The following is a 25,228-nucleotide window of genomic DNA, read 5'->3' on the forward strand; positions in this document are numbered from 1 at the left end:
TCATGGCAGAGCCGCGATCGAGCAACGACATTGAAGTCTTCGGAGCGGCTCCGCGTTTTCATGTCGTCCGGGCCGACGACCGCGACCTGCGTCCCTGGATGATGGAAGGCAAGCTCTGCCCTCTCCTCGCCCAGCACAAAATCGCCCACGTCGGCATCATGGAGGCTGGTCGCCCCTTCGAAATCATTCGCAACAACCAAGGCGGCACCTTCATGCTCGCCTGCTTTTCCGGCGAGGGCCTGGTCCTTTCCGAAGGCCGTTGGACCCGGATTCGCAGTGGAGAGGCCTGCTTGCAGCCGCCCTTTGTCGCCAATGCCATCAAAGTCGATGGCCCAGACATCTGGAAATTCGCCTGGGTGCGCTATCACGAAGACCGCGAACAGCTCCCCATCCTCTCCTCGAACTCGCCCGTGAGCGGCAAATTCCACGCGGAACCCCTCCGCTCCGCCATCATCGGCCTCCACGAAGAAGCCTCAGCCGGTGCGTCCCCCTCCGCCATGCACCACTGGACGGAGTTGATCCACCACTACGTCGTCAGCTTTGCACAGCCTCACCGCGGCGATTCCCGATTGTGGCGCGTGTGGCAAGCCGTCGAGGCCGATCTTAAGCACCCATGGACGCTCCACGAACTCGCTGGAATCGCCTGCGTCAGTGAGGAGCACCTGCGACGCATCTCCAAAAAAGAACTCGGCCGCAGCCCCATGAAACATCTCACCTACCTGCGCTTTCAGCGCGCCATGCGGCTCCTTTCCGATACCGACGATAAAATCGAGGTCATCGCCCATGAGGTCGGATTTGAGAACCCCTTCACCTTCTCCAACACCTTCAAACAGTGGTTCGGTTGGCGACCTTCGGAACACCGAGGTCGCAAACCCTCGGCTACATCTTGAACAGCCCGCCCTTCTTGCCAGCCAGGCGGGTTGCCCCGATGATCGCCACTGCAAGAAACACCATCGACCACGTCCCTAGAGCAGCCGCCAGTTCCTGCCCATTCCCAAGGTTCGACAACAGCGTGTAGATCGCCTTGGTGATCGGATAATGTTTCACCTGCTCGGCCAGGATCAAACTGTCGCTGACCTCCAGCATCGCAAACGCAAAGGCCAGAATCGCTCCGGCCGCCACATTGGCTCCAATCAGGGGGATCGAAATGCGTCGCAAGGTCCGCCATGGATTGGCCCCCAGCGAACGCGCCGCTTCTTCCATCGCCGGATTGCTCTGCTGCAGGCCCGCTACCGCTGCCCGCACCACGTAAGGCAAGCGCCGGATCGCATACGCGGCAATCAGCAACAAGGCCGGGCCATCCGCCAGTTTCACCAGGAAATGCAGCGGCTTTCCTTCCTGTGACAATGCCAGATATCCGAAGGCAAGCACCAAGCCGGGCACAGCCAAGGGCAGCATCACCAAAGCATCGAGGATCAATCGCCCGCGCAAATTGCTGCGCACGACCACCCAGGCAATCGCCAATCCCAAAACGGCCGCCACCAGCGTCGCGACCGAAGCGTACACCAGACTGTTCTCAATCGATGGCACCACCAATGGGTCCCCCAACGCCTCTTTGAAATGCTCCAAGGTCCACGCCAGCGGAGCCACCGAATCATACCAGTCTTCCGACAATGCCAAGGCCACCACCCCGGCGTGCGGAACCGACGCCAGGAAGAACACCCCGAAAAACAACAACGCCACCGCCAACGACGCCAATGGCCGCAGTTTGACCTCATTTCCACGACCCTTCGGACGCGGCTGTGAGCCACTCGTCGATCCGCCAAAGAACCACTTCGTCAATCCAAACGCCGTCGCTGAAACCAACAACATCACCGCCACGAGCGCATACGGCGCCGGATTGCCACTGAGATCCTTGATCCCTTGAAACACCTGAACCGGAGCCACCCGCGTGTAGTTGAAAACCAAAGGCACACCAAGTTCCGTGAACGCCCAAATGAACACAATCGAGCCTCCCGCGAAAATCCCCGGCATCGCCAGCGGCAAAGTGATCCGCATCAAACGCCGCCACGGAGGACAACCTAGGTTCTGTGCGGCCTGCTCCATCGCTGGATCCAGATTCGCCAACGCAGCCGAAATGTTCATGTAGAGGATCGGATACAAATGCAGTGCATTCATCACCACGATCCCCCAAAACCGTCCCTCCGCCAGCCAGTCAAAGCGATGGTTCGGATCCATCAGGCCCCAATCAATCAACAGCGCGTTCAACGAACCCGTCACACTCAACACCCGAGTCATGCCCACTGCGCCGACGAATGGAGGCAAAACCAAAGGAATTAGAATCAAGACACTGAGCGCCTTTTTTCCGAAAAAATCGTAGCGGTGAGAAAGCAGCGAAAGGGGGAATGCGATGACAAACGATGCCAGCGTACTCACCACACCGAGAAGCAACGCATTCCACAGCCCCTCGACGTACACCGGGTCACGAAACACCTCGGTCACGAAACGGGTGGTGAATCCCCCACCGGGATCGCGAAACGCCTCCGAGAGCACCGACACCGAAGGGTAGATGAAAAATACCAAAAAGATCAGGCTTACGCCCATCAACACCGCCAGAGCATGGGATCGTTTCATCATGGCCTCACCTCCTTTCCCGCGGCAATCGCCTCATACTGCTCCTTGAAATGGCGCGACAAATCGGTCGTCTTGCGACTGATCGCAATCTTGTCGCCGCCCTTCACCAACGGCACCCATTCCTTCATGACCGTTTCGTAGCGGATTTCCCCCAGCACAAAGAGCGATGCAGGCTCCTCTCCGCCTTTCACCACGCGGGCTTCCCAAGCCCGTTTCAACTCCTCGTGGGGAGCAATGCACATCGACTTGATGATGATGCGGAGGGCATTGAACGCCGCCCCTGTGAGCTCCGGCTGATAGACGAACTCTCCCGCCCTCTCGAATGGCATGGCATCGGGGTCGCTGAATCGTTGCAGCCGATCCGGAGTGTAAAGATCCCGGCGTACCGGCAATCTTCGCAGCGCCTGTGCTTGCGGTCCCCCAGGCGACCCAGCGCGTTGGTTCCACAACACCTGCCCGGCCTCGCTCAGGCAGAACTCGACAAATTCCTGCGCCACCTCTCCGTGCGGAGCGCCACGAAACACCCCCACCGGATCCACACTCACCGGAGTTCCTCCCGAGGGGGCAATCCACTTCAAACGGCTGTGCCCATCGTGGGCCACGATCTCCTCCATCGTGCGACCGTAGAAATCGATCGTGGTTCCCGCCGCGGCATCGCCCAAGGCGACGTCATGAGGAATCTTGCTCGATGAGTCCGAAAAATACCGTGCATTCGCCCCCATGTTGAGAATCAGCATCATCCCGTTCTCCCACCCTTTTTGTCGCGCCTCCGGGCTGTCACCCTGCTCACGAAGCACCTTCTGCATCTGCTCCTGAATCATCATCTCGAACGACTGCATCACCGAGCTGCTCATCGTCGGGTCCGCCAAAGCCAATCGCCCGAAATAGGCGGGGTCGCGCAAATCATCCCAACGCGTAGGGGGCGCCACATCGATCCAAGCCAGTGCATCGGTATTGTAGAGAATGCCGAACTGCGAAACGCAGACCCCCACCCATCGATGATCGGCGTCGTAGAAGGTCTGCCCCGTGAACTCTGCAGGCACCGCCGTGTCCGCAAACCACTCCGGATGGCGGGAAAACACCTCCAACTTCGCGAGCCGACCCAAATCTGCCTGCTTGCGGAAATCCTTCTCTCCACCACCAAAGAAAATATCATACTCCGTTCCCTCTTTACCCAGGTCCTTCGCCGCGGAGAAAGCCGCGTCCAACACCCGCAAAATCTCTCCCCCTCCCGCAGGCGAGCGCCAATCGATAAACAATGGGCGCCCGGTCTTCGCCTTCCAGTGTGCCGCAAAAGCCTCACCGAACTCACGTCGGATCGATTCATTGTGCGGTGTCACCACCACCAAACGATCTGCGCCCTCCTCGCTCAGTGCCACCTCCGTGTCGCGACGCAGCAGCAGCGGGGCCGCCACGATCACCGCCAAGAGGACAAGAATCGGTAGAATGCGACGAATCATGGCTTCATCACCACCACATCGGCGGGGCGAGCTGAGAGTTTCACCGTCGCCTCCGCGGGAGTGCGCAGCGTTTCAGGATTCAATTCCACCACCTGTTGACGCCCTGCGGCAGTCTCCATCGTGTAACGGATCATCCGACCCAAATAACTGCGATCCACCACTCGTCCCGTCACGCTGGATTCCCCGGGCGCATCCAAGGCCCACGCCTCAGGCCGGACCGAAAGCACCACTTTGGCTCCGCCCGACGGTGGTCCATCGCCTTCGTCCCAACCGGATAGCCGACCTACCACCTCCCCTGCCGCGGTTTGCACCCGGGCAAACCCGTCCCTGACATCAAGAACCTCGCCTTCCAGCAAATTCGTCTCACCAATGAATCCTGCGACGAAAGGGGTTCGCGGCGAACGATAAACCTCCTCCGGAGTTCCCAACTGCTCGATTCTCCCTTGGTTGAGAACCGCCATCCGATCCGCCATCTCCAAGGCCTCCTCTTGATCGTGCGTCACGTAAATCGCCGTGAGTCCTCCCTCCTTCACAATGCGGCGAATCTCACGCCGCATCTCGATCCTCAATTTCGCATCCAAATTCGAGAGGGGCTCATCCAACAATAGACATCGCGGCCGCACCACCAGCGCCCGGGCCAGAGCCACCCGCTGTTGCTGACCACCGGAAAGCTGATCCACCCCCCGATCCACCATCGCCCCCAGATGCACCAACTCCAGCGCCTGCTTCACGCGCTCGTCGATCTCCTTCTTCGCCACCTTCCGTTCCTCCAGACCGAAGGCAACATTTCGCCCCACCGTGAGGTGGGGCCAAAGCGCGTAACTTTGAAACACCATCGCCGCCTCCCGCTTGTGGGGTGGCAACTGGGTCACATTCTTCTCTCCGAAATGGATACTCCCCGAGGTGGGAGTCTCCAGCCCTGCGATCGATCGCAACAGCGTGGTCTTCCCACAGCCGGACGATCCCAGGAGGAAGAACAGCTCTCCTGCCCCGATCTCGAGCGACACCCCATCGAGGGCGGTGACCGGCCCGAATTGCTTCACGATCTTGTCTGCGCGAATCGATTCCATGCTCCCCTGCAATGCTTACTCTCACGCCTGATCTGGCAAGCCTTGAGCCAATCGTGTCGAAAAGTTCATTTTCGATAAAAGATTCTCTTGCGTTCACCCGGCGCCCCCCGTAAATCCGCGCCGCACCAACCACTCAGTGCTCGGGTGGCGGAATTGGTAGACGCGCTAGACTAAGGATCTAGTGGAGTAATCCGTGGGGGTTCGAGTCCCCCCTCGAGCACCACTCTAATTTTTTGGGGGTTACGGGACACCGTAACCCCCTTTTGTTTGGCTCCCCTCGGCTTCGATGGGCAGAAGATGGGCAGATTCCTTGGGCCGGCTCTGGCTCGATTTTGCTAGTGGATGGTTCTGAAAAACCCGTCTCGCATCCGCCAAACAGACCGCACTCCACGTGGTTTCTAGCACCGGTCGAGCTGACCGCTCCTACGATACCCAACGAACGGATGAAGTCTGCCAGTGAAAACCGGCTCGCGATCTTTGAGCCGCTTTTGCGAGGTACAATGGTTGGTGACCGAGGCCCTCGTGAGAAGAACGTCAGGAACATTCAGCATCTCTACGACGCGTCTTCGTACCGCCTGATTCCTGACGACAGCAGGCAACCTCGCTGAAGATTGCTGCGTGCGGCCGGATCACCGACGACGGATTCGTCCAGGTGAAACCCCATGGACCCGCTTGAATGCTCTCGAGAAATGATATGGGTCTGGGAAACCCACCGCTTCCGCTGCCGCCTTCACGCTGTGGCCACGTCTCACCATGAGGTCCGCCGCATGTTGAGTTTTCAATCGGGTCAGCAACTGCAGCGGCCGCTCGGCAGAGTATCGCTTAAAAAGTCGGGCCAGATAGGCCGGATCGAGATGACACCGCGCGGCCACCTGCGCCACCGTGTGCACTTCCAGGTAATGGTCATGCATGAATGCCTTGCACCGGGCGAAGGTTTCCAGCCCTCCGGTACGGCTGCGATCCTCCCGCCAAACATCGCTGTCGATTCGCAGGAACATGAGTTCGACAATCTGATCGCCCATCTGCTGCGCCTTGCCAGGATCCAGGCGATCACACTCAATCAGTTGGTCCCATAGTTCATGGATCCACCGGGGCTCACGGGCCTGCAGCACCTCGCACTCCGCGAGTCCGCACGATCGGATTCGCGCCTTGGCGACATCACCGGTAAGATTGACGAAGTATTTGATCAGCCCACTGCCCTGCTCCGGCCTCAGGGAATAAGCCGTGCCAGGACCGTAGGCAAAGAGTGCGCCCGGCCGGAGGCTTCGTTCGATGCCCTCATGCTCCAACTTCCACCTGCCACCCACCACGAACTCGATGGTGTAGTAGTCGAACCCGGCCCGATCGATGCCATAAGATGGAGAGCAAACTTCGCGACCCGCTCCGACTAACTTGAGCCCAGGAGCGCCGGACGGATGCAGGTCGAGAAAGAGATATTTCCCCTCGATGACATCTGTCGAAATGAAGGCTGGTCGGGACGACTCAAAACTCATGCAGAAAGGTCTGAAATATCCATCGATCCGTCAATTCCCTCCATTCCCGGGATCGCCCCAGACGCTAAGTTCATCGTTCATGCGCCGGAAAGCGGCGCCCGAAACCCATGGAATATCGCAGTCTTGGAAACACCGGTATGGAGGTCTCCTCCCTCAGCTTCGGCGCGTCGTCACTCGGTGCTGTTTTCCACAACGTCTCGCTCGACGATTGCATCGAAACCGTCCACGCGGCCCTTGAGGGCGGGATCAACTTCATAGATGTCTCACCCGCCTACGGCGGCACGCTCGCGGAGCTCCGTCTCGGCCGCGCGCTCGAAGGCGTGCCGCGCGATTCCTACTACCTCGCTTCCAAGATCGGCAGCTACAGTGAGGCTCGTGGCGACTATGATTTCTCCCGCGCCAGCACCGAGCGCAGCGTCGAGCACAGCTTGGCACGGCTCGGCGTCGATCACCTCGATCTCATCCAGTGTCACGACATCGAGTTCGCTGACCACGCCCAAATCGTGAACGAAACGCTGCCGGCCTTGCAGCGTCTCAAGGCGCAGGGACTCGTCCGCCACATCGGTATCACCGGACTGCCGCTCAAAGTTTTCCCAAGCATCCTCGACCGGGTCGAGCCCGGCCTCGTCGAGACCATCCTCTCGTTCTGCCACTACGAATTGAACGACACTTCGCTCGCCGATCTGATCCCCTTCTTCCAAGAAAAAGGGGTCGGCATCATCAACGCTTCGCCGACCGGGATGGGGCTGCTCACCGAGCGCGGGGCACCCGGCTGGCACCCGGCCAGTCCAGTCATCCAGGAGGGTTGCCGGAAGGCGGTCGAACATTGCAAGGCGAAGGGCGTCGATATCGTCAAGCTCGCCGTCCAGTTCTGCCTCAAGAACGCCGGGATCGCCACCACTCTGGTCGGTACGGCCCGTCCCTCAAACATCCGGGCCAATATCTCCTACGCCAACGAACCGTTGGATGAAGAACTTCTGCGCGAGGTGCTCGAGCTTCTCGCCCCCATCCACAACCACAATTTCACCCGGGGATTGCCGGAGCACCGCGACCCCATCATCGACTGACCATTTTCGAGTCATGCGCATCTTCGACCTCTCCCAACCCGTGACCCACCGCGGCCCGAACTGCCCGGTTCACCCACCCATCGAACTTCCCCGCATCGCCGACCACCCGACGGATGGCTGGCGCATGGAGGTGCTTCACTTTGCTTCCCACACTGGCACCCACCTCGACGCCCCGCTGCACAAGCTCGCAAACGGTGCGAGCATCGACGCTTTCCCACTCGAAGCCTTCGCCGGACGGGCTGTCGTCGCGGACCTCGATGGCATCGAAGCCGGGCACCCGATCGGACCCGAGGACCTCGAAACCACCCTGACTTCCGACCTTGAGGATTCCATCGTCCTCCTCAACACCGGCTGGGGCCACCGTCGGGAAAAATCCGAAGAATGGCATTACCGCAGCCCCTACCTTTCTCCCGCTGGCGCGGAATGGCTCGTCGCTAAAAAGATCCGCGCGGTCGGCATCGATCATTACTCCATCGGTGGTAGCTGCGATCCCGACAACACCCGCACCCATGAGATCATCCTCGGTGCCGGTATCTGGGTCGTCGAAGACCTCTGTTTCCGCGATGGCTGGCGCGAGGCCGCCAGCGGCACCTTCCAAGCGCTTCCCCTGAGTTTCCCCGGCTTCTCCGGCACACCCTGCCGGGCGGTTTTCATCAACGATTAATCCCCTTGCCATGCACACTCTCACTCTTGAAGGGCCTGGCATCCTAAAGTCGGTCGAGGCCGCGGAACCCGGCGCACCCGCCCCGGGGGAAGCCCTCGTCCGGGTCCACCGCATCGGCGTCTGCGGCACCGACATCCATGCCTATGGCGGCAAGCAACCGTTCTTCACCTACCCGCGCATTCTTGGCCACGAACTCGGTGTCGAGGTCGTGGCGACCGGCGATGGTGTCACGAACGTAAAGCCCGGCGACCGCTGCTCGCTCGAGCCCTATGTGAACTGCCAGAAGTGCATCGCCTGCCGCCGGGGCCATGGCAATTGCTGCACCTCCATGCAGGTCATCGGGGTGCATACCGATGGCGGGATGCGCGAGAGATTCGTCGTCCCCGCCCACAAGCTCCACCCCAGTGCCGAGCTCAGCTACGAACAACTTGCCCTGGTCGAACCGCTTGGCATCGGAGCGCACGCAGTCGAACGTGTGAACCTCGAATCCGACGAATTCGCGCTGGTCATCGGTGCCGGGCCCATCGGCCTCGCCACCATGCAGTTCGCCTTGGAAAAAGGCGCGCAAGTCATCGTCCTCGACATCAACGACGGTCGCCTTGCCTTCTGCCAGAAGCAGCTTGGGGTGCCCCACGCCATCAACGGCCTCCATGAAAACGTCCTTGAGCGCCTCGCCGAAATCACCGGCGGCGACATGCCCACCGCGGTTTTCGACGCCACCGGAAGCCCGCGCTCGATGATGGCCTCTTTCGACTACCCCGCCCATGGGGGGCGTCTCGTCTTCGTCGGTCTCTTCCAAGGTGAAGTCACCTTCAACGACCCGAACTTCCACAAACGTGAACTCACCCTGATGGCCAGTCGCAACGCGCACCCGGCCGATTTCCCGCGAATCATCGACCTGATCGAGTCCGGCCGCCTCGATACCAACCCATGGATCACCCACCGTGGCGGATTTAACGACGTACCCCAACTCTTCCCCACATGGACGAACCCTGAGACGGGCGTCATCAAAGCCATGATCGAACTCTGAAATCCAAACATTCAAAACCCATGAGCAAATACCCGAGTGACCAGGACTCCCGTGTCGTGCCCGCCAAGTTCATCTACCCCTTCATCTTTGTTACCAGCCTGTTCGCGCTATGGGGATTCGCGAACGACATCACCAACCCTCTAGTGCGCGCGTTCAAGGAAATCTTCCTGATCAGTAACGCGCAGAGCAGCCTCGTCCAGTGGGCCTTCTACGGCGGCTACGCGACGATGGCAATCCCCGCCGCCTTGGTCATCCGCAAGCTTTCCTACAAATGGGGCATCCTCATCGGTCTCGGCCTTTACGCCACCGGCGCGCTGCTAACCATCCCGGCGAGCATGCAGATGAACTTCAACATCTTCCTCGTCGGCTTTTACGTACTGACCTTTGGCCTGGCCTTCCTCGAAACCAGCGCCAATCCCTACATCCTCTCAATGGGTTCCCCGGAAACCGCCACCCAGCGGCTCAACCTTGCCCAGGCCTTCAACCCGATGGGCTCGCTGACCGGCATGCTCGTCGCCAGTCTGTTCATTCTTCCCAACCTCAAGGTAGCCGAGTTCCGCAGCGCTGAAATCAACGCTCACCCCGAATACAAGGAGATGCTCCCGAGCCAGGTCGACGGACTCATCTCCAAATCACTGGAAGACTTCGCGAGCGCCAACCCGGCCCCGCATCTTGAAATGGTGAAGCACGATCTGAACGTCGTGATGATCCCCTACGCCACGATCGCAATCGTCGTGCTGCTCGTGCTGGTGCTCTTCAGCTTCTCGAAAATGCCCAACACCGGCCACGAAGAGGACCCGATCCGCCTCAGCCACCTGCTCAAGCGGTTGTGGAACTTCCACTACGTTGGGGGGGTCATCGCCCAGACCTTCTACGTCGGCGCCCAGATCATGTGCTGGACCTTCATCATCCACTACGGGATGACCCTCGTCGGGCTGTCCGCAGCCCAGGCGCAGAACTACAACATCGCCGCGATGGTGATCTTCCTCACCAGCCGCTTCATCTGCACCTTTCTGCTGAAATACCTGAATCCCGGCGTGCTGCTCGGCATGCTCGCCATCGGCGGCGTCACCCTTACCCTCGGTGCAGTTCTGATCCATGGCATGCCCGGCCTCTACTGCCTCATCGGCGTGTCGGCCTGCATGTCGCTGATGTTTCCCACCATCTACAGCATCGCCTTGGACGGCCTGTCCTCGAACCACGCCAAGCTCGGCTCGGCCGGCCTGATCTTCGCCATCGTCGGTGGCGCTTTCATGCCCCGCATGCAGGGAGCGATGATCGACGGTGAGGGAATGGAGTTCCTCGGCCGCTCGCTCGAGTCCATCCGCGTCTCCTTCTTCCTTCCCGCCATCTGCTTTGTCGTCATCGCCTGCTACGGGTTCCTTTGCAACCGCATCGAACGCGTGGCCCACCATTGATCTTCCATCTAAAACCATGCTCAAAGGCATCTCACCGCTCCTTTCCCCGGAACTCCTCGCCACGCTCCACCGCATGGGACACGGCGACGAGATCGTCCTCGCCGACGCCCATTTCCCGGGGGAAACGTTCAGCACCCATACGCTTCGTGCCGATGGCCTTGGCATCGCGCCTCTCCTCGATGCAATTCTTCCGTTGCTGGAACTCGACGCCTATGTCCCCCAGCCTCTTCTCATGATGGCGGCGGTCGAGGGCGACACGCTCGATCCTGAAGTCGAGAAGCGCTACCGCGAATCGATCGATCGCCACGCGCCTGACGCACCTTCCATCGCCCGCCTGGAACGCTTCGCCTTCTACGACCGCGCCAGGAAAGCCTTCGCCGTGGTCATGACCGGCGAACTCGCAAAATATGGCAACATCATCCTCAAGAAGGGCGTCACGCCCGCAACCTCCTGAACCGACATGCCGCCCACCGTTTTCACTTCGTTCCCCAAAATCGGCATCCGCCCGACCATCGATGGTCGCCTTGGCGGCGTGCGCGAAACGCTCGATGAGCGCACGATGCAACAGGCCAAATCTGTCACCGAACTCTTCGCCAAGGAACTCCGTTACCCCGATGGCTCACCGGTCGAATGCGTGATCGCCGACACCTGCATTGGAGGCGTGAAAGAAGCCGCCGCCTGTGCCGACAAGTTCCGTAGGCACAACGTCGGCGTCTCGCTCACCGTCACGCCGTGCTGGTGCTACGGCTCGGAGACCATGGACATGGATCCACACACACCGAAGGCTGTGTGGGGCTTCAATGGCACCGAACGGCCCGGCGCGGTGTACCTCGCCGCGGTCCTCGCCGGTCACACTCAAAAGGGCCTGCCGGCCTTCGGCATCTACGGTCAGGATGTCCAGGCGGCGAGCGACACCGAGATTCCCAGCGACGTCCGCGGAAAACTCCTCAGCTTCGCGCAGTGCGGCCTCGCCGTCGCGATCATGCGCGGCAAGTCGTACCTCTCGATGGGTGGCACCTCGATGGGCATCGCCGGCTCGGTGGTCGATCCCTCCCTGTGGGAGAAATGGTTCGGCATGCGGGTTGAAGCAATCGACATGACCGAAATTGCCGGCCGCATGCTCAAGGGACAGTTCGATCCCGCTGAATACGAGAAGGCGCTCGCCTGGGTGAAGGCGAACTGCGCCGAGGGTAAGGACTACAACTCGCCAGAATCCCGCCGCTCACGAGAACAGATCGATGCCGAGTGGGAGGACAGCGTGAAGATGACCCTCATCGCCCGCGACCTGATGGTCGGCAATCCCATTCTCGCCGAAAGGGGCTTCGGCGAGCAGGCTCTCGGACACAACGCCATTGTCGCGGGCTTCCAAGGCCAACGCCAGTGGACCGACCATTTCCCGAATGGTGACTTCATGGAGGCGATCCTCAATTCCTCCTTCGATTGGAACGGCAAGCGCGCACCCTACATGGTTGCCACCGAAAACGACGCCCTCAACGGCGCCGGCATGCTCTTCGGCTGGCTCCTCACCAACTCCGCCCAGATCTTCGCCGACCTCCGAACCTATTGGAGCTGCAGTGCGATCGAACAGGCCAGTGGTAAGAAGATCGACCACCCTCTTGTGGCCGATGGAATCCTCCACCTGATCAACTCCGGCCCCGCCGCGCTCGACGGCACCGGAGAGCAGACCGACTCCAACGGAAGTCCGGTGATGAAGCCGTTCTGGGACATTGCCGACGCCGAAGTCGACAAGTGCCTCCGTGCCACCACTTGGCATCCGTCGATCACCGAATATTTTCCCGGGGGAGGATGGAGCACCCGCTACCGCACAAAGGGCGGCATGCCAGCCACGATGATCCGCCTCAACCTCGTCGACGGACTCGGCCCCGCGCTCCAGATTGCCGAAGGCCATACCATCGACCTGCCCAACGACATTCACGACGCACTCGACCAGCGCACCAACCCGAGCTGGCCGACCACATGGTTCGCGCCGGTCATCACAGGCGAAGGTGCCTTCCGTAGTACTTACGAAGTCATGAACCACTGGGGTGCCAATCACTGTGTGATGACCTGCGGCCACGTCGGCCACCTCTACCTCACGCTCGCGTCAATGCTGCGCATCCCGGTTTCCATGCACAACGTCTCCGAGAACCGTGTCTTCCGCCCGAGCGCGTGGCGTGCTTTCGGCACGGCCGACCTCGAAGGCGCCGACTTCCGAGCCTGTGCCAACTACGGCCCGCTCTACTCCTGATCTCCATGAATGACACCAAAGAGGCTCTCATCGAGCTCTCCCACGACTTGGGTGCCGAACACCGGCAACTCGCAATCCTCGGCGAAGGCAACACCTCCGCGAGACTCGGCGAAGAAACCTTTCTCGTGAAAGCCAGCGGCAGCAGCCTTGGTACGCTTGGCGCGGGCGACCTCGTCGAGTGCCGCTTCTCCCCCTTGCTGGCCATGCTCGACAGCTCCCATCTGACGGATCAGGAAATCGAAGATCAACTCTTCGGCAGCCGCGTCGATACCGAGGCGAGAAAGCCATCCGTCGAAGCCCTCTTCCACGCCTACTTGCTGTCGCTGCCCGGGGTCAACTTCGTCGCCCACACGCACTCCATCGCCGTCAATCAGATCCTCTGCTCGCCCCGCGCGACGGAGTTTGCCGGGAGGCGGCTGTTTCCGGATGAAATCGTCTGCTGCGGAAACGCCAGCGTCTTCATCCCCTATACCGATCCCGGCCTGAAACTCTCGCAGGTCCTCCGCGATGGCTGCACCGCCTTCACCGAAAGCCACGGCGTCCCGCCCCGCGTGATTCTGTTGGAGAACCATGGACTCATCACGCTCGGAGCGACTCCCTCCGCCGTGAAAGCCGCGATGTTCATGGCCGACAAGGCCGCGCGGATTTTCACCGGGGCAGCCATGCTAGGAGGCCCCGTTTTCCTGTCGCCAGAGCAAGTCAATCGCATCGCCAACCGAATCGACGAGCACTACCGGCAGCGAGCCCTCAATCTTTGAACGATTCGCCGTTCGGCAACCTGACTTCTCGTCCCAAATCCTGAGCTTCCTTCCGCTTAACGCTCTCCTACTACCCCATGAAATCCTGTCCAAAATTCACCTTCGGTGTCGGCGACCGTTTTGCCCATGGCGCCGTCGCCCAACTCCAGGCCTTCATCGCCGCTCGCGACCTCGGAGTGACCATCACCCCGGTTTGGAACAAGTCGAATCGCGAGCACACGATCATCGGCTCTGAACCCCGTGACACCCGCACCGCAGCCGACGCCGCCGTTCGCGAACTCGGCTGGGACGGCGAGTATCTGCTGGACGCTGATCACATCAACCTCTCGACCGTCGACCGTTTCATCGAGCCCTGCGATTTCTTCACCCTCGATGTCGCCGAAGACATCGGCAAGCTGGCCGCTCCTGCCGATATCGCGTCCTTCATCACCCGCCATCCAGAACTCATCGGCTCGCTCGCGATCGATGGGATCGACCGCCCTCTAGAGATCACTCGCTCAGACGTGGAGCAGGCGGCCGGCAAGTTTCTCAAGGCCACCCAACAGGCGAAACTGATCTACGAGCATATCGTTGCAGCCAAGGGACCGAATTTCGTTACCGAAGTCTCGATGGACGAAACCGACCGTCCGCAGACACCGGTCGAATTGCTCATCATCCTCGCCGCTCTCTCCGATCAGGGAGTCCCTGTCCAGACAATCGCCCCGAAATTCACCGGTCGATTCAACAAGGGGGTCGATTATGTCGGTGACCTCGCATGCTTCGAACGGGAATTCAACGACGACCTCGCGGTGATCGCCCACGCGGTGAAAACTTACGGCCTCCCGGGGGAGCTGAAGCTTTCCGTCCATTCGGGATCCGACAAATTCTCCCTCTATCCGGTGATCCGCCGCGCCCTGAACCGGACCGGCGCCGGGTTGCACATCAAGACCGCCGGCACCAACTGGCTCGAAGAAGTGATCGGCTTGGCCGAATCGGGCGACGAAGCACTCGAACTCGCCAAGAGCATCTACTACGGCGCCCTGAAAAAGAAGGAGATGCTCTGCGAACCCTACGCCACGGTGATCGACATCGATTTCAGACAGCTCCCGGGCGTGGAGGAGGTCGCTGGCTGGAGCGGCAAACGCTTCGCATCGGCCGTGCGCCACGAACCCACACATCCTGACTACAACCCCAACGTCCGCCAACTGCTCCACGTTGGTTTCAAGATCGCCGCCCAATATGGCGACACCTACCTGGACGCCCTCAGGGCGAACCGCGACACCATTGGCAGGTGCGTGACCAACAATCTGTTCGAGCGGCACATGAAGCCTTTGTTCGTTGGCTGACCGCCAGCCGTCCATGGTCAAATTCCGCCAAAGTCCTTTCGTGGTAGCCGGCACCCCGTCTCTTGGAGAAGATGTCCTGGCGCGGGTTGAAGTGAAGCCACAAGGCGATGTCGACCCATGCTTTCCGGGCGGTCATTGGAACCGCTCCAGCGTGGAGAAACCGAAGTCCGCGGTCTTGCCGTCGCTGGAGAAATCCTGCGCAGCGAGGCGAACCTTCGCGCCGGCGCATCCAGCGACGCCGTTGTCGGAGAGCTTCGTAACATCAATTACCAGGCCGAAATCCTGCCACTCCACTCCATCCAGTGAGGTGGCGAATTGCAGCATTTCGATCTCCGCCCTCGGCCGCGTCCACGGCCTGTGCCTCGAGCGACCGGGCGAGTCAGGGGCAAACCTGCCACGAAACCACCAACCGATGATTCCAAACGAACCTGCTGCCATCCGTTCCAACGATCTGAAGGACATCCTCGGATCGCACCGCTTCACCCGGGCCAGGACCAGCCAAGGGCCGCCACTTCATCCATCACGAGCTATCCTCTTTCTGGCCCCGCATCACCGCTTTGATCCAACGCAGCGAGGGCCATTCCTTTGCGGCATTTCCCAACAGTCCCTGCCTGGTGAAACGTCAAAAATATCCATGTCTCCAACCACCCCATCCATTCCCTTCGATGGATGAAACTGCTGAACCGAAAGCGATTTCTCCTTGCTCCGCGGCGATGACCTCGACATCTTTTAGGTCAATAGAAGAAAGCTTTCTTGTCAGGGCGTCGTAGAATCTGGCACCACCCACCGGTTCTGTGGCCCGTCCCTTCCCTTCGTTTGAAAACCATGCCCGCCCAGCATCCAGGATCCCCCTCCCTCGACGAAAACTCCGAGGAGACCTTGCAGGATCGCTTTCGAAACGAAGCCTCTTCCGCCGATCTTCTCGCGCAGGTTTACGACGAACTGCGCGGCCTCGCCGCGGCAAAGATGGCCCGGGAGTCTGCCGGACACACCCTCCAAGCGACCGCACTTGTGCACGAGGCCTGGCTGCAATTGGTCGGCACCGGAAATCGAAACTGGGAGAACCGTTCCCACTTTTTTGGCGCAGCCGCACTGGCCATGAGGCAGATCCTTGTCGATGTCGCCCGTCGCAAATCCCGCTTCAAACGCGGCGGTGATTGGGAACGAGTTCACATGGACTCCGTCGACGTATCGCAGGAATTCCATTCCGATGATCTTCTGGTCATCCATGAGGCCATCGAACGCCTCGAACAGGAGGACCCGGAGCAAGCCCACATCGTGGTGCTCAAATTCTTCGGCGGTATGACCAATGAAGAAGTCGCCCTCGCCCTAGGCATGGGGGAGCGAACCGTCTACCGCCACTGGGTCTGCGCCAAGGCACGGCTCGGAAGATCCATTCAAAAACGCGACTAGCTTGTCGTGAGTGAGCGAAAACGACTCGAAGACGCTCTGTTCTTCGCCGCCTTGCATCTCCCCGACCCTGCCGAACGGGACGCCTTCCTCGATGCCTGCTGTCGAGAGGATCCTCTCCTCCGCGAGAGCATTGAAGAAATGATCGCCGCCAGTGAAGGCGCCGATGACATGGTCGACCGCGGATTCTCCGCGATTGCCGAGAGCCGCTCGGCGTTGCGAGAGTTGCCCGAAGCGGAAACGCTGACCCCAAACGATGAGCGAATCGGAACCCTGATCGGCCGATATCGACTTCTCCGAAGCCTCGGCAAAGGTGGCTGCGGCGATGTTTACCTAGCCGAGCAAGAAGAGCCGGTCCGTCGGGAGGTGGCGCTCAAAGTCATCAAGCTCGGCATGGATACCCGCAGCGTGATTGCACGTTTCGACGCCGAGCGGCAGGCACTCGCCATGATGGACCACCCGAACATCGCTCGGGTTCTTGATGCCGGAGCCACCACGCTGGGCAGGCCCTATTTCGTCCTCGAACTGGTCCGCGGCACGCGCATCACCGACTACTGTCAACAGCAGCGCTGCCACCTACGGCAACGCGTCGAATTGATCATCTGCGTCTGCCGAGCCATCCAGCATGCCCACCAAAAAGGCATCATCCATCGCGACATCAAACCATCGAATGTCCTCATCGCCGAGCAGGATGGCGTCCCTGTGCCCAAGGTCATCGACTTCGGCATCGCCAAGGCCATCGACGACCGACTCTCCGACGACACCCATCCTACCTTCCACGAACAACTCCTCGGCACCCCTGCCTACATGAGCCCGGAGCAGGCCGGAATTGGCAAGGATGATGTCGATACCCGAAGTGACATCTACAGCCTCGGCGCCTTGCTCTACGAACTCGTAACCGGTCACCCACCGCTCGGCGACTTGGTACAAGCTCGTCATGATCCCAGCGAAGTCCGCCGCATCCTTCTCCACCGCGAACCTCAGCGCCCCTCCGATCGACTCCTGCAAATCGCCGCCCAGAGTGCGAGAACTTCGGAGACGCCTCCGATCTCCGACCCTTTGAAACTCGCCTCCAAGGTCAAAGGAGAACTCGATTGGATCATCATGCGGGCTCTCGAGAAGGACCGGACAAGACGCTACGACACCGCCTTCGGCCTCGCCATCGATCTGCAGCGGTTCCTCAACCACGAGCCCATTGCTGCACGGCCGCCAAGCCGCCTCTACATCCTTCGCAAACTCATCCGGCGCAACCGTGCTGTCTTTGCTTCGACGTCCTTGATCCTGATGGCCTTGATCGCCGGTCTTTCGACCTCCACCACTCTGTATTTCAAGGCACGCAGCGCCGAGCTGAGACAGTCGGAACTCCGCGCAACTGCCGAGTGGGCACTCCAGAAAGAAGCCAAGCTCCGCCGTGATGCGGAGACCCGCGAGAAACTCACGGAAGCAGTCGCCTTGACCCGACAGGATCACTTTTCCGAAGCCGCTCGCATCCTGAGCAGCATCCATTCCCCACCCGTCCTCCCAAGCTTGGACGCCATCACCGCCCTCCGCGATGTCGGCCAATGGTTGGGTGGCGAACAACGTTGGCAGGAAGCCGAACGATGCTTTGAGTGGCTCTTCGAAATCGACAAGCTCGACCCGTGGCAGACCGTCAGTCTCAACTGCCAGGCTTACGGCGTTTTGCTCGTCGAGACGGACAAACAAGCTCTCTACCGTCACTTCTGCGATGTCATTGGTTCCTCCCACCAGCAGATCACCGATCCCGACGAAGCGACCCGCCTTCTCAAGTCCTGCCTCCTCCGCCCGCTTGAGCCCGAGTTGAGGTCTCAACTCCATTCCCTGGCCATCACCTCCGAAGCCTGGAGCTCGAGCTTGCCAGTCGATGCCAGCGGCTGGCCGTCGATCGCCCCCTGCCTTTGGAAATATCGCATCGGTGACTTCGAAGCCGCCATTTCCATCGGCCTGCAGTCCCAGCCAAGTTCCGACGAAACCATGGCACACCGGCCAACGCGCGACGCCATCATGGCCATGGCTTATCACGCCTCGGGAAACACCGAGGCGGCCGCCCATCACCTCAGCCTCGCCCAGCACGCAGTGAACCTGCGCTTTCAGTCCCCCCTCTCTGACGGGTCGGGATATACCGGACTATGGTACGATTGGCTTTTTGCCAAAATCCTCGTCGACGAAGCCACCCACATGCTCGCGGAGCCAGCCAGATCGGACTCGCACAACTTCGAAGCGCACTGATGCGCGCTTCGCTTCGCAGCGGAAGCAAGCCCCTTTGGGACTCAATTTCCCCTGGGCGACTCCTGAGATCCGACACTGATGATCCACCACTTAGGCGGATTCACTGACGCCGACGCCCATTCCGGAAAAAATAATTGGCAGGTTTGAAGGACGCATCGGCGCGTTGCGATCGGAACCCGACTCGGAAGGTCCTTCCCGATACGCCAGCCCTTCACCCGATTCCATCCTGCTCCCTTCAAGTTCGGGTTCCCCACATCATCAAAAAACCCGTATGCATCACTCACTCACTTCCAGAAATCTCGGCCGACGCGCCGGACTCGCCGCCCTGCTCGTCACCCTGACGACCGCTCATGGGGCCACCATCACCTTCACCTCGGCAGCGTCGTTCGACACCGCCGATGTCCTCGATGCTCCCTACACGGCAGGCTACCAATTCGTCGCCGCCATGAACATTGGCGACAATGCCAAGACCTTCGACACCCCCGGTGGCAACAGCATCACGTTTGCCACTGGATACGGAGTTGCCGACCTCGGTGATCTCGACATGCCGGAGCCTGAAAGCACCACCACGGGATACTACAATGGCAATCCTCAGTGGGGAACCGTCCTCTTTGCGGGAGGAACAGGATCCATCGATTTTGATGACATCCTCCGTGGAAACGCATGGCACACCAATGGATCCGATTCGGCACAACCGCTCACCCTGCGCCTGACCGATCTCACCATCGGTACCACCTACGCCGTCTACCTCTACTCCGTCGATCAGAGAAGCAGCTCGGCCGACCGCTCACAGGCGTATTGGGATTCCTTCAGCGGCGGAACATTCAGCGGAGGCACATCGGGTCTTGTCGATCAAACCAGCCCACAAGTGGTCATGGGAACCTTCGTCGCAGATGCTTCCTATCAGGACATCTTCATCCAGGAAGCCGATGGCATCGACAACGATGACACCCATCTTTCTGCCTTCACCCTCTATACTGTCCCCGAGCCGACCACCAGCCTCCTCGTTGCAGGAAGCCTGTCGCTCCTTGGCATTCGGCGGCGCCGCGCCCGTTGAAGTCCGCGCACCTCGATCTCCTGCTGCCTCACTTCTACGGGAGGCACAGGAGAACCCCGCCCCGCTCCCCACTTCTCCGCCATCCTCATGTACCGATTTCTCTTTCTCGCCACCGCCGCCGTTTGCTCGATCCCCACGCTGACCAGAGCCTACGAACTGCCCACACTCCCCCCCATCCCGGACATTCCTGCCCCCCAGCCTGCAGGCTCCGTGGCGATGGGCGACCCCGCCACCTTCCCAGAGGTTCAAATGGATTTCTCCATTCAGGAAGGCACCTTCGAGCCCACCTGGAACTCGATCGCCTCCCATCTGCCCATGGATGCCGCCATGCTCCGTGAAAAGAAATTTGGCATCTGGGTTCACTACGGCCCTCAGGCAGCAGGAGAAAGTGGCGACTGGTATGCCCAGCACATGTACCAGCAAGGATCGACCCCTTACAACAACCACCTCGCCGAATACGGCCACCCGACTGAGCAGGGCTACAAGGACTTCCTCAACGATTGGGACCCCTCGGCCCTCGACCCCGAGGCGCTGACCCAAATCTACTACGACGCTGGCGCTCGCTTCCTCCTCGTCCAAGGCGTCCACCACGACAACTTCGACAACTGGGATTCCCAATACAATCCGTGGAATGCCGTCCACCTTGGCCCGCGACGCGACACCATGGCCGAATGGCGAGATGCCTGCCGCAACCGAGACATGGGGTATGGAGTCACCTTCCACCACGAATACGCCTGGTGGTTCTTCCAGCCAGCCTTTCTCTCCGACACTTCCGGCGACCTCGCAGGGGTCCCCTATGATGCCGTCACCTCCACGGATGGAACCGGCACCTGGTGGGAAAACTGGGACCCGCGCCTCCTCTACAACATCGACCTCCACGAATACGCCGGCATCTCCACTCCAAATCAAGGATACTGGAATCCCGGTCAGGGCATCTTCACCAACCACCTCGACTACGCCCACTGGTACGCCACCTGGTGGGCCCTGCGGATGATCGACGTCATCGAGAAATACGACCCCGACTTCATCTACACCGACGGCACCTCAAGCCAGCCCTTCAATGGCTACGGGACCGGGACCGGCTACAAGTGCGATGCCATGCAACGGGTCATCGCCCACTTGGAGAACCGCGCCATCGAACGCCACGGCGAACCGAATCGATTCGCCATGGTCAAGTTCCACTCCGGTGACCGCATCACCACCACCTTCGAAGGCGGATTCGCCGAAGGCATCAAACGCGATCAACCTTGGATCGGTGAAATCCCCGTCGGCGATTGGTTCTACGCTCCCGGATTCACCTACGACCCCTCCATGGTCATCCGTTACGTTCTCGAGTGCGTCTCGCGCGATGGCGCCGCCGCCGTCTGCATCTCTCAACTCCCCAATGGCGGGCTCGATTCCGGAAGCCAAGACATGTTGGCAGCGGTCGGCGATTGGATGGATATCAACGGAGCTGGCATCTATGGTAGCCGCGCCTGGGATATTTATCGGGAGGGCGATCTCACACTCCCCGGAGGACGCCTCGGCGCCACTCAGGCCAACTATGCCTTCACCAGCTCGGACTTCCGCTACACCGTCGGTGAAGATGGCTACCTCTACGCCTATTGCATGACCGTTCCCGAACCGGGCGAAACCCTCTTTCTGCCGTCGCTCGGCTCTGAGGATGGCAACCTCGCCTCGCCCATCACCACAGTCGAATTGTTGGGCAGTGACTCGCCGGTCACGTGGACTCAAACCGCCACCGACCTCAAGATTTCCTGCCCCGCTGCCATGCCCTATCAGTCATCGGTCGCCTTCAAAATTGGTCCTCCGGCCATCATCAAGACCACCGCACCGACTCAACTTACCTCGAGCGAGACGCCCTCAGGAATTCTCCTCGAATGGTATTCCGCTGAGTCGGACGTCACCTTCTCCGTCAAGCGAGCAAGCTCGTCTCAGGGGCCCTACACGGAACTCGTCAGTGGTCTCACCGAAGCATCCTACGTTGACACGACGCTTCCTGCGAACACTCCCGCCTACTACGTCGTCACCGCCACCAAGGACGACAATACCTCTCAGGATTCCGACCCCACCATCGCTCTCCTCTCGGAGTCCAGCACTTGGGTTTCCGAAGACATCGGCACTGTCGGCGCCCTCGGAAGCCACGCCGAGTCAACCGACTATCTCCTCGTCAAAGGTGCGGGAACCGACATCTGGTATGCCGCCGATGGATTCCACTACGTCCACCAACCACTTGTCGGCAATGGCAGCATCACCGCCAAAGTCGAAAGCATGGATAACACCGGCGGCTGGGCCAAGGCGGGCCTGATGATCCGGGAAACATCGGACGCCTCCTCGAAGTACGCCATCGCCTTCATTTCACCCTCCAACGGAACCGCTCTCCAAATGCGCTCCACCACCGGTGGCGGGGCCACGGGTGTGGCCAACACCACCGGCCTCGAAGCGCCGGTTTGGCTCCGCCTCACTCGCATCGGTTCCATCATCAATGCCGAGCAATCCAGCGATGGCACGACGTGGAGTTTGCTGGGAACCACCACCGTCTCCATGACCGAAGAGGTCTCGATCGGCTTGACCGTCTGCAGCACCTCCAGCGGCACCCTCAACGAAGTCCTCTTCAGCCAAGTCTCCATCTCGGAAGTCGACGCCTCCGCGGGCATCACCTGGCAATCACCCGTCACCGTCACCTCCGATTCGGTGATCGACCTGACAGGGACCCTCGTGCATGCAGGCAACTTCCGCGAATCGGGCGATGTCACCGTCGATCTGGGTTCGGAATCGATCAACTTCCAGAACCGCGGAGCCAGCAATGCCTTCACCGCCCTCCTCACTGGGGAAGAAGCCAAAGTCGTCTCCGGAGCTGGTGGTAAGCAAACCAACACCAGCCTGTTCGATGCCACTGGCACCACGGTTTCCGCTGAGTTCGAATCCGTGCTGGATGGATCCGCATGGGAAAACAGCGACCCCGGTCCCTTTCCGGGAGCTACCGACATGGACCTCCGTCTCACCGGAGCTGGCGGAGCACCTCTCACTGAAGGCACCCTCTATCAAATTCAACTCTTCTACTCCGACGACCGCAGTAGCAGCGCGACCCGTGGCGAACTTTTCCACGATGGTCTGGGACACCAGAGCGAAGCCTTCCTCGCAAGTGCCAGCGCCTCCGTCATCGGCACTTTCACTGCCGACGCCTCAGGCTATCAGGACGTCTTCGCACAGAACACCACAGGCGAAGGCAACTACCCCGTGGGATTCAATGCCTACGTCCTCCGCGAAGTCGGCGTCGCAGATTCCGATGACGACGGCATCGACGATGCCTGGGAGATCTCCCACTTCGGCAACCTCGACTCCTCTGGCGAAGACGACAACGATCACGACGGAACCGACAACCTCACCGAATTCCGACTGGGGCTCGATCCCAATGACGCTCACTCCCGATTTGCCGCCATCGTTGCAGCGGACTCCACCCTCGAATGGCCCAGCACCACCGGCGTCACCTTCACCGTCCAACGCAGCACCACGCTCGAAGGTGGGTCTTGGACCGACATCGCCACCATTTCCGGAGCTGCCAGTACCACTCGCTTCACGGACCCCAACCCGCCTGCTGCTTCGGCATTCTATCGCATTCGCCTCGATCCATGAGTCCCATGACCCCGTTCCGTCTCATCCCATCAAGCCTCCTTCTGGCGATCTCTCTCTCACCCCTCCACGCCGCTTACGAACTCCCGCCGATTCCGGACATTCCCGCGAAACAGGAGCTCAACAGCGTGCCCATGGGCGACCCAGGATCGTTTGAGGAGGTCCAACTCGACTTCCCCATCGCAGACGGGCCTTTCCAACCTAACTGGGATTCCATCGAAAGCCACTACCCCGGCAGCCCCGACTGGCTCCGCGAAGCCAAGTTCGGCATCTGGGTTCACTTCGGACCCCAATCCGCTGGCATGAGCGGAGATTGGTATGCTCGGAAAATGTACATCCCCGGCACCCCTGCCTACGAGAACCACCTCAAAAACTACGGGCATCCCTCCGAAGTCGGCTACAAAGAAGTTCTCAGAGACTGGAACCCCAAGAAGCTCGATCCCGCCAAGCTCACCGCCATCTATCAGGACGCGGGCGCGCGATTCCTCATGATCCAAGGCGTCCACCACGATCAATTCGACCTCTGGAACTCCCACTACCAACCTTGGAACTCCACCCGCATGGGGCCCAAAAGAGACCTCATCGGAGAATGGTCCAAGGCTGTCAAAAAAGCCGGCATGCACTTCGGCATCACTTTCCACCATGAATACTCATGGTGGTGGTGGCAGTCTGCCTTCGGTGCCGACACCAGCGGCCCCAAAGCCGGTGTCCCCTACGATGGCAACCTCACCCTCGCCGATGGCAAAGGCCAATGGTGGGAAGGACTCGATCCCCGCATGCTCTACAACGTCGACCTTAGGGAATACCAATCGGTCGACGCCGCCGCTCACAGTCCTTGGAGCCCGCCCACGGCCGGCATCTTCGACCGGCATCTCGACTACGCCCACTGGTATGCCACTTGGTGGGCTCTCCGCATGACCGATGCCATCGACCAGTATGACCCCGATTTCATCTACACTGATGGCACCGGGCAACAACCCTTCGAAGGCTGGAACACCGGCACTGGATACCGCTCCAACGCCATGCAACGGGTCATCGCCCACTTCTACAACCAGGCCCTCCAACGCCGCGGCCAAGTCGACACCTTCAGTGTCGTCAAATTCCGCAAGCCCACCAACGGCACCGTGACCACTGAAGAGTTCGGTATCCCTCGCGACATCCACACTCTCCAACCCTGGATCGCTGAAGCGCCCGTCGGCGATTGGTTCTACACCCCTGATGTCACCTATGACTCCGGCATGATGATTCGCTACATTCTGGAAGCTGTCGCTAGAGATGGAAATGCCTGCATCGCCATCTCACCCCTGCCCGATGGCTCCCTCGAACCCCCGTGCGTCGCCATGCTCAAAGAAGTTGGCCAGTGGATGAAAACCAACGGCAGCGGCATCTACGGCAGCAAAGCGTGGACTCGCCTTGGAGAAGGTGACCTCGACGGCGATCACCTCCGGCAAATCCCCGGCGGACCCCTCCGCCAAAACCACGCCGACTTCCGTTTCAGTGAACGGGACTTCCGCTACACCATCGGCAAGGATGGTGACCTCTATGCCTGGTGCATGACGGTCCCCAAACCCCGCACCTCACTTCGTCTCACCGCTCTTGGGACCTCCGCCAACTCCCTTCCCGGACCCATCCGGAAAATCGAACTCCTAGGCGGCACCGGCTTCGTTCACTGGAAACAAAATGACGATGCCCTTGTCATTGAGACTCCCGACACTCGCAACCTTTCCACCGCCATCGGCTTCCGCATCTCCACCCACTAACCGGCACCTCCGCC

Annotated in this window: 19 protein-coding genes and 1 tRNA gene; 15 read left to right on the forward strand and 5 right to left on the reverse strand. The window is 60.3% G+C overall.

The features are described from left to right. Positions 1 to 2 precede the first annotated feature (2 nt). Positions 3 to 890, forward strand: coding sequence for a helix-turn-helix transcriptional regulator (locus tag HNR46_RS00700; protein ID WP_184014832.1), 888 nt, complete (start codon positions 3 to 5; stop codon positions 888 to 890). Here the strand turns inward: HNR46_RS00700 and HNR46_RS00705 are convergent. Genes HNR46_RS00705 through HNR46_RS00715 form a run of 3 tightly spaced genes read right to left on the reverse strand, consistent with a single transcriptional unit; the run spans position 880 to position 5,104 of the window. Further along, positions 880 to 2,577, reverse strand: a complete 1,698-nt coding sequence (locus tag HNR46_RS00705; protein ID WP_246417843.1) for an ABC transporter permease — start codon at positions 2,575 to 2,577, stop codon at positions 880 to 882. The two genes, HNR46_RS00700 and HNR46_RS00705, sit on opposite strands and share 11 nt — an antisense overlap. After that, positions 2,574 to 4,034, reverse strand: coding sequence for an ABC transporter substrate-binding protein (locus HNR46_RS00710; protein ID WP_184014835.1), 1,461 nt, complete (start codon positions 4,032 to 4,034; stop codon positions 2,574 to 2,576). The genes HNR46_RS00705 and HNR46_RS00710 overlap by 4 nt, the downstream gene beginning before the upstream one ends. Beyond that, the gene (locus HNR46_RS00715) at positions 4,031 to 5,104 is read right to left on the reverse strand and encodes an ABC transporter ATP-binding protein (RefSeq protein WP_184014836.1); all 1,074 of its coding nucleotides are present in this window, start codon (positions 5,102 to 5,104) and stop codon (positions 4,031 to 4,033) included. The genes HNR46_RS00710 and HNR46_RS00715 overlap by 4 nt, the downstream gene beginning before the upstream one ends. A gap of 138 nt (positions 5,105 to 5,242) precedes the next feature. Between HNR46_RS00715 and HNR46_RS00720 the strand changes: the two genes are divergently transcribed. After that, positions 5,243 to 5,327: transfer RNA gene (locus HNR46_RS00720), tRNA-Leu, on the forward strand. Between the two features lie 406 nt (positions 5,328 to 5,733). On the opposite strand, the gene HNR46_RS00725 is transcribed toward HNR46_RS00720, so the two are convergent. Beyond that, positions 5,734 to 6,597 (reverse strand): AraC family transcriptional regulator, encoded by an 864-nt coding sequence (locus HNR46_RS00725; protein ID WP_184014837.1) that lies wholly within the window; start codon positions 6,595 to 6,597, stop codon positions 5,734 to 5,736. A gap of 137 nt (positions 6,598 to 6,734) precedes the next feature. On the opposite strand from HNR46_RS00725, the gene HNR46_RS00730 reads away from it, so the two are divergent. The 8 genes from HNR46_RS00730 (at position 6,735) to HNR46_RS00765 (ending at position 15,107) form a co-directional block, all read left to right on the forward strand. After that, the gene (locus HNR46_RS00730; RefSeq protein WP_221284943.1) at positions 6,735 to 7,664 is read left to right on the forward strand and encodes an aldo/keto reductase; all 930 of its coding nucleotides are present in this window, start codon (positions 6,735 to 6,737) and stop codon (positions 7,662 to 7,664) included. 13 nt (positions 7,665 to 7,677) lie between these two features. Beyond that, positions 7,678 to 8,328, forward strand: coding sequence for a cyclase family protein (locus HNR46_RS00735; RefSeq protein ID WP_184014839.1), 651 nt, complete (start codon positions 7,678 to 7,680; stop codon positions 8,326 to 8,328). Between the two features lie 10 nt (positions 8,329 to 8,338). Beyond that, entirely contained in the window at positions 8,339 to 9,358 is a 1,020-nt protein-coding gene (locus HNR46_RS00740; RefSeq protein WP_184014840.1) for a zinc-binding alcohol dehydrogenase family protein, read from the forward strand. A 20-nt stretch (positions 9,359 to 9,378) separates the two neighbouring features. Then, on the forward strand, positions 9,379 to 10,776 hold the full coding sequence (fucP, locus tag HNR46_RS00745) for an L-fucose:H+ symporter permease (RefSeq protein ID WP_184014841.1): 1,398 nt from the start codon (positions 9,379 to 9,381) through the stop codon (positions 10,774 to 10,776). A gap of 16 nt (positions 10,777 to 10,792) precedes the next feature. Beyond that, a complete protein-coding gene (gene fucU, locus HNR46_RS00750; RefSeq protein WP_184014843.1) occupies positions 10,793 to 11,230 on the forward strand; it encodes an L-fucose mutarotase in 438 nt (145 codons plus the stop codon). Between the two features lie 6 nt (positions 11,231 to 11,236). After that, positions 11,237 to 13,024: an L-fucose isomerase gene (locus HNR46_RS00755; RefSeq protein WP_184014845.1), complete on the forward strand. Its 1,788-nt coding sequence runs from the start codon at positions 11,237 to 11,239 to the stop codon at positions 13,022 to 13,024. 5 nt (positions 13,025 to 13,029) lie between these two features. Beyond that, positions 13,030 to 13,782 (forward strand): class II aldolase/adducin family protein, encoded by a 753-nt coding sequence (locus HNR46_RS00760; protein ID WP_221284944.1) that lies wholly within the window; start codon positions 13,030 to 13,032, stop codon positions 13,780 to 13,782. A gap of 77 nt (positions 13,783 to 13,859) precedes the next feature. Then, positions 13,860 to 15,107, forward strand: coding sequence for a tagaturonate epimerase family protein (locus tag HNR46_RS00765; RefSeq protein ID WP_184014847.1), 1,248 nt, complete (start codon positions 13,860 to 13,862; stop codon positions 15,105 to 15,107). Between the two features lie 132 nt (positions 15,108 to 15,239). On the opposite strand, the gene HNR46_RS00770 is transcribed toward HNR46_RS00765, so the two are convergent. Continuing rightward, the gene (locus HNR46_RS00770) at positions 15,240 to 15,569 is read right to left on the reverse strand and encodes a beta-xylosidase family glycoside hydrolase (RefSeq protein ID WP_184014849.1); all 330 of its coding nucleotides are present in this window, start codon (positions 15,567 to 15,569) and stop codon (positions 15,240 to 15,242) included. A gap of 363 nt (positions 15,570 to 15,932) precedes the next feature. Between HNR46_RS00770 and HNR46_RS00775 the strand changes: the two genes are divergently transcribed. The 5 genes from HNR46_RS00775 to HNR46_RS00795 all read left to right on the forward strand — a co-directional run bounded on the left by HNR46_RS00775 (position 15,933) and on the right by HNR46_RS00795 (position 25,214). Then, positions 15,933 to 16,520 carry an ECF-type sigma factor gene (locus HNR46_RS00775; protein ID WP_184014851.1) on the forward strand — a complete coding sequence of 196 codons (588 nt, stop codon included), beginning with the start codon at positions 15,933 to 15,935 and terminating at the stop codon, positions 16,518 to 16,520. Between the two features lie 6 nt (positions 16,521 to 16,526). Continuing rightward, a complete protein-coding gene (locus HNR46_RS00780) occupies positions 16,527 to 18,764 on the forward strand; it encodes a protein kinase domain-containing protein (RefSeq protein WP_184014853.1) in 2,238 nt (745 codons plus the stop codon). Positions 18,765 to 19,035: 271 nt separating this feature from the next. Further along, positions 19,036 to 19,821 carry a PEP-CTERM sorting domain-containing protein gene (locus HNR46_RS00785; protein WP_184014855.1) on the forward strand — a complete coding sequence of 262 codons (786 nt, stop codon included), beginning with the start codon at positions 19,036 to 19,038 and terminating at the stop codon, positions 19,819 to 19,821. A gap of 87 nt (positions 19,822 to 19,908) precedes the next feature. Continuing rightward, positions 19,909 to 23,457 carry an alpha-L-fucosidase gene (locus HNR46_RS00790; RefSeq protein WP_184014857.1) on the forward strand — a complete coding sequence of 1,183 codons (3,549 nt, stop codon included), beginning with the start codon at positions 19,909 to 19,911 and terminating at the stop codon, positions 23,455 to 23,457. Then, positions 23,454 to 25,214, forward strand: coding sequence for an alpha-L-fucosidase (locus tag HNR46_RS00795; RefSeq protein WP_184014858.1), 1,761 nt, complete (start codon positions 23,454 to 23,456; stop codon positions 25,212 to 25,214). The genes HNR46_RS00790 and HNR46_RS00795 overlap by 4 nt, the downstream gene beginning before the upstream one ends. The last annotated feature ends 14 nt before the right edge of the window (positions 25,215 to 25,228 follow it).

Source organism: Haloferula luteola, from assembly GCF_014201715.1.
Taxonomy (GTDB): Bacteria; Verrucomicrobiota; Verrucomicrobiia; order Verrucomicrobiales; family Akkermansiaceae; genus Haloferula; species Haloferula luteola.

Coding starts and splice junctions, on each gene's coding strand:
- HNR46_RS00700 (WP_184014832.1), top strand. CDS start 3: ATGGCAGAGCCGCGATCGAGCAACGACATTGAAGTCTTCGGAGCGGCT.
- HNR46_RS00705 (WP_246417843.1), bottom strand. CDS start 2,577: ATGATGAAACGATCCCATGCTCTGGCGGTGTTGATGGGCGTAAGCCTG.
- HNR46_RS00710 (WP_184014835.1), bottom strand. CDS start 4,034: ATGATTCGTCGCATTCTACCGATTCTTGTCCTCTTGGCGGTGATCGTG.
- HNR46_RS00715 (WP_184014836.1), bottom strand. CDS start 5,104: ATGGAATCGATTCGCGCAGACAAGATCGTGAAGCAATTCGGGCCGGTC.
- HNR46_RS00725 (WP_184014837.1), bottom strand. CDS start 6,597: ATGAGTTTTGAGTCGTCCCGACCAGCCTTCATTTCGACAGATGTCATC.
- HNR46_RS00730 (WP_221284943.1), top strand. CDS start 6,735: ATGGAGGTCTCCTCCCTCAGCTTCGGCGCGTCGTCACTCGGTGCTGTT.
- HNR46_RS00735 (WP_184014839.1), top strand. CDS start 7,678: ATGCGCATCTTCGACCTCTCCCAACCCGTGACCCACCGCGGCCCGAAC.
- HNR46_RS00740 (WP_184014840.1), top strand. CDS start 8,339: ATGCACACTCTCACTCTTGAAGGGCCTGGCATCCTAAAGTCGGTCGAG.
- fucP (WP_184014841.1), top strand. CDS start 9,379: ATGAGCAAATACCCGAGTGACCAGGACTCCCGTGTCGTGCCCGCCAAG.
- fucU (WP_184014843.1), top strand. CDS start 10,793: ATGCTCAAAGGCATCTCACCGCTCCTTTCCCCGGAACTCCTCGCCACG.
- HNR46_RS00755 (WP_184014845.1), top strand. CDS start 11,237: ATGCCGCCCACCGTTTTCACTTCGTTCCCCAAAATCGGCATCCGCCCG.
- HNR46_RS00760 (WP_221284944.1), top strand. CDS start 13,030: ATGAATGACACCAAAGAGGCTCTCATCGAGCTCTCCCACGACTTGGGT.
- HNR46_RS00765 (WP_184014847.1), top strand. CDS start 13,860: ATGAAATCCTGTCCAAAATTCACCTTCGGTGTCGGCGACCGTTTTGCC.
- HNR46_RS00770 (WP_184014849.1), bottom strand. CDS start 15,569: ATGTCCTTCAGATCGTTGGAACGGATGGCAGCAGGTTCGTTTGGAATC.
- HNR46_RS00775 (WP_184014851.1), top strand. CDS start 15,933: ATGCCCGCCCAGCATCCAGGATCCCCCTCCCTCGACGAAAACTCCGAG.
- HNR46_RS00785 (WP_184014855.1), top strand. CDS start 19,036: ATGCATCACTCACTCACTTCCAGAAATCTCGGCCGACGCGCCGGACTC.
- HNR46_RS00790 (WP_184014857.1), top strand. CDS start 19,909: ATGTACCGATTTCTCTTTCTCGCCACCGCCGCCGTTTGCTCGATCCCC.
- HNR46_RS00795 (WP_184014858.1), top strand. CDS start 23,454: ATGAGTCCCATGACCCCGTTCCGTCTCATCCCATCAAGCCTCCTTCTG.